Here is a 2,371-nt window from a genome sequence, read left to right as displayed (position 1 = left end):
ACTCCCAGCGCTGACCGCTAAGCCACGGGAGGGTAACCTGTAAACATGATAAGAGGTTACTGGAGGTTCGTCCATTGAAACAGCAACAAGCCCCCGGCCAACTGGAGATCGTGCGCACGTTCATCAACACGCTGGACCTCGAGGCAGGTACGGACGACTTCGCTACCCCGACCGGCATGCGGTGCTGGCTTGCCCGACACCTGCCCGCCGCACCCAGCACGATCGATGAGAGCGACCGACGGCGCGTCGTCGACTTCCGCGAGCTGCTGCGCGCCGCCGCGTCCGCCAACGGCCCGACGTCCCCGAGCATCGATTGGCTAGCCACCCTCAACCGCCTCGCCGACAACACTCCTCTCCAGCTCCGGTTCGGTGACGCGCTTACCCCGCACCTGGCGACATCCAACGGTGGACGCGACGCCGTGTTCACCCAGCTCCTGTGGATCGTGGCGGTCGCCGCGATCGACGGGACATGGAAGCGGCTGAAGGTGTGCCCCGCCGAAGACTGCCGGTGGGCGTTCTACGACAACGCCAAGAACCGCATGGGCGTCTGGTGCCAGATGGCCGAGTGCGGCAACCGCCGCAAGGCCCGCGCGCACCGGGCCCGCCAGCATTCAGCTCCCGCAGAAGGACAGTCAGACCGCAGCACATGATCAATAACAATGCCCCCAGGGGGGAGCGCCAGAAAATCTTCCGGTAACCGCCAACAACGGGGCCTTTGTCCGGCTCGGCGCGTCCAGGCTGCCCCTGATCGAACGACGGCTTCCGAAACACGCCGTGGCACTTGTCAACCACAGCCGAACAGCTCAGTCGGGCGGCACCGCGAGCTGGGCGCTGAAGTCCTCGGATGCGGCGGTTGGGAGCCGGCGGCATGGGTCGATCTTTCAGTCTTGTCGTGGGGTGAGAAGCAGGCGGGTCCAGGCGTCGGTGAGCCAGGCGCCGAAGGCCTGCGGGGTCCAGCCGCGTTCGTGGACGAGGAGTACCCAGTATTCGGCGGCGTTCATGCTCCAGATGATGTCGGCGATCTGCTGGTCGGTGAGGTCGTCACGGAGGTCTCCGGTGGCGCGCAGGTCTGCGGCGAACAGGCGCATGTTGTGGGCCCGCCGGTCGGAGATTTCGGTCCAGAGGCTGGCGCAGGCGGGGTCGCGGTGGGCGGCGTCGCGCAGGGCAAAGAAGACGGGTGCGAGGCGTTGCTGGATGGAGACGAGCGCGTCGACATAGATAGTGATCTTGTCTTGGGCGCTACGGGCGGCGCGGATGCGGGTGACGTAGTCGCGTTCGGGTCCGGGGATCGCGTGCTCAGCGCCGGATATCGCGGTTTCGACGAGCTCACGGAGCAGGACGGGCTTGCGCCCGACGGTGGCGTAGACGGTGTCGACCGCGACGTCGGCGCGGGCGGCGATGTCGGCGACGGTGGTCGCGGTGTAGCCACGCTCGATGAAGAGCTCGCGGGCGGCGGCAAGGACCGCGCGGCGGGTGGCCGCGGCCTGTTCGGCCCGACGGGGCGCGTGGTAGCGGCGGGTGGGGTGGTTGACGCTCTCGCTCATCGGGGTCTACGGTACCGACATTCAACCGAATGTGCTTCGGATGGTCCGATAGTAGTTCGGATCTTGACGGGGAGGGAAGTGGACCATGGTGTACGCCTACCTGCAGGACGTTCCGATCGGCGAGGAGCTGTACCGGAAGATCATAGAAAATCTGGGGCCGGAGCCGCTGGCCGGTTCGTTGCTGCACCTGTGCGTGCGCCGCCCGGACGGTGGGTTGCGCTACATCGACGTGTGGGAGTCGCAGGAGGCCTGCGCGAAGGCCTTCGCGGAACGCATCCACCCGGCGGTGGACGCCGCGTTTGGTGGCGCCCGCCCGCCCGGCGAGCCGACAGTGACCCACCTGGATGTTCTTGATGCCGCGGGTGCGCTGCTGGCCGGCGGCACGCGGTAGCCGCTGTCGGCCGGTTACGGGGTGGCGGGTTTCCGGCAAGCGCGGCGTGCAGCATGGTGCGGGCCGACCAGCGCATCGTTTCTGTCGCCGCGTCCCGGGGGAGCCCGGCGATGCCGGTGAGCCAGCTCAGCGCTTCGATGCCGGCGGCGTCAGCGTCCCATCGGATCGTCGAGGCGTTCCGCCAGCTGGCGGGTGTGCCGGGCGATGCGGTCGATCGAACGCGTTCGTACCTCTTCGGCGCGGGCCTGCGCGACCAGGCGCCGGGCGAGCTCCTCGTCGAGCACCGGTACCGTGCCAGCGCCGAGGGCATCGGCGGCTTTGTCAGGGATCGTGTCGGACATCGGGTCTGTCGTTGTGGTGGTCATCTGGTGTCTCCTCTACCTGCGCCTATACACAGAGTGTGACATGGGAGTTACACCGTTCTTTTTACAGCCCC

At 67.4% G+C, this 2,371-nt stretch carries 4 protein-coding genes; 2 read left to right on the top strand and 2 right to left on the bottom strand.

The window, feature by feature from the left end; genetic code table 11:
* Positions 1–74: 74 nt before the first annotated feature.
* The gene (locus MJ797_RS25925) at positions 75–650 is read left to right on the top strand and encodes a CGNR zinc finger domain-containing protein (protein WP_239342248.1); all 576 of its coding nucleotides are present in this window, start codon (positions 75–77) and stop codon (positions 648–650) included.
* Between the two features lie 231 nt (positions 651–881).
* Here MJ797_RS25925 and MJ797_RS25920 read toward each other — a convergent pair whose 3' ends face one another.
* Positions 882–1,544 carry a TetR/AcrR family transcriptional regulator gene (locus MJ797_RS25920; protein WP_239342247.1) on the bottom strand — a complete coding sequence of 221 codons (663 nt, stop codon included), beginning with the start codon at positions 1,542–1,544 and terminating at the stop codon, positions 882–884.
* Positions 1,545–1,629: 85 nt separating this feature from the next.
* Here MJ797_RS25920 and MJ797_RS25915 point away from each other — a divergent pair, with 85 nt between their 5' ends.
* Positions 1,630–1,935, top strand: coding sequence for a hypothetical protein (locus MJ797_RS25915; protein ID WP_239342246.1), 306 nt, complete (start codon positions 1,630–1,632; stop codon positions 1,933–1,935).
* 149 nt (positions 1,936–2,084) lie between these two features.
* On the opposite strand, the gene MJ797_RS25910 is transcribed toward MJ797_RS25915, so the two are convergent.
* The gene (locus MJ797_RS25910; protein WP_239342245.1) at positions 2,085–2,300 is read right to left on the bottom strand and encodes a hypothetical protein; all 216 of its coding nucleotides are present in this window, start codon (positions 2,298–2,300) and stop codon (positions 2,085–2,087) included.
* Between the last annotated feature and the right edge of the window lie 71 nt (positions 2,301–2,371).

The organism is Protofrankia sp. CiP3, assembly GCF_917627345.1.
Lineage (GTDB): Bacteria > Actinomycetota > Actinomycetes > Frankiales > Frankiaceae > Protofrankia.
The sequence above is the reverse complement of the archived record's forward strand: the minus strand, read 5'-3'. Positions and strand labels throughout refer to the sequence as shown.

What these genes read in the sequence shown, in the direction of transcription:
- MJ797_RS25920 (WP_239342247.1), bottom strand. Translation starts at nt 1,544, where the DNA reads ATGAGCGAGAGCGTCAACCACCCCACCCGCCGCTACCACGCGCCCCGT.
- MJ797_RS25910 (WP_239342245.1), bottom strand. Translation starts at nt 2,300, where the DNA reads ATGACCACCACAACGACAGACCCGATGTCCGACACGATCCCTGACAAA.
- MJ797_RS25915 (WP_239342246.1), top strand. Translation starts at nt 1,630, where the DNA reads ATGGTGTACGCCTACCTGCAGGACGTTCCGATCGGCGAGGAGCTGTAC.